At 69.1% G+C, this 1,333-nt stretch carries 2 protein-coding genes; both read left to right on the forward strand.

Annotated features, from left to right (window positions below):
* Positions 1-1,003: DUF8689 domain-containing protein (locus tag AC1DYN_RS32565; protein WP_477966943.1), on the forward strand; the 1,003-nt coding region annotated here is incomplete at its 5' end.
* A partial coding sequence (gene cpaB, locus AC1DYN_RS32570; RefSeq protein ID WP_477966945.1) for a Flp pilus assembly protein CpaB occupies positions 996-1,333 on the forward strand: 338 nt, incomplete at its 3' end. The genes AC1DYN_RS32565 and cpaB, both read left to right, overlap by 8 nt.

Raw genomic sequence — 1,333 nt, forward strand, 5'->3', positions numbered from 1 at the left:
CCAGGTCAACGCGCACAGCGTGGCCAATATGCAGGTGACGCGCGGCGCAATGGCCGCCACCTTCGATGGTGTTGTCGTCAACCCGGTCGTGCTCGACCAGATCGGCGCCGGCATGAATTCGGGCCGCGCGCTGTTCCTGCACGGCGCGGCCGGCAGCGGCAAGACCTATCTCGCAGAGCGCCTGCGCGACCTGCTGGTCGGCACGATCGCCGTGCCGCACGCGCTGATGGTCGATGGCGAAGTGATCCCATTCTTCGACAACGTGCAGCACTGCGTGACCGAAGCGGCGGTGACGGAAGCACCTAGCCTGGACCGCGGCAGCGCGCCCGACCTGCGCTGGATCCGCGGCGTGCGCCGTCCTGCCGCGCTGGCCGGGGGCGAACTCACGCTGGACATGCTCGACCTGCGGTTCGACCCGCACACCCGCCTGTACCAGGCGCCGCCGCACCTCAAGTCGAACAACGGCATCTTCATCATCGACGACCTGGGGCGCCAGCGCTGCACGCCGGAAGCATTGATGAACCGCTGGATCGTGCCGATGGACCGCAACGTCGATTACCTGACGCTGCACACGGGCCACACATTCCAGGTGCCGTTCGACGTGATCGTCGTGTTCTCGTCGAACTTCGTGCCGCAGCGCCTGTCGGATGGCGCCTTCCTGCGCCGCCTCGGCTACAAGATCGAGGTCCCGGCAGCGTCAACCGACGAATACATGCGCCTGTTCCGGCAGGCGTGCGACAGCGTCGGCGTGGCGTTCGACGCCGCGTCGTTCGACTACCTGCTGGCCTGCCACCGCGAGCGCGGCGTGCCGCTGCTGGCCTGCTACCCGCGCGACCTGATGCGCCAGTTGCGCGACCTGGCACGCTACGAAGACCGCGCGCCGGAACTGTCGCGCCGCACCCTGGACTGGGCCTGGGATAACTATTTTGCCGSGGGCGCCCCAGGCCGGCCCGCATCACAAGAACGCCGCGAACGCGGCACGACGGAGTATGAGCATGCGTAATTCAAGAGCGATCCTGATCATCGGCGTGGCGCTGGTGCTGGCGCTGGGCGCCGTGGTACTGGCAGCCAAGTGGATGGGCGAGCAGGGCCCGGCCGGTACCCGTGTGGTGGTGGCCGCCGCCGACATCGGGCAGGGCGCGCGCATCCTGCCGGCCAGCCTGCAACTGGCCGACTGGCCCGCCGGCGCGTTGCCGCCCGGCGCGATCACCGACATGAAGCTGCTCGAAGGGCGCATCGCGCGCGGCGACATTGCACGCGGCGAGCCGGTGCTTGAATCGAAGCTGGCGCCGGCCGGCACGCTGGGCGGCCTGTCGGCAGTGGTGGCCCTGTC

Source organism: Rhizobacter sp. P2_D12 (assembly GCF_056404395.1).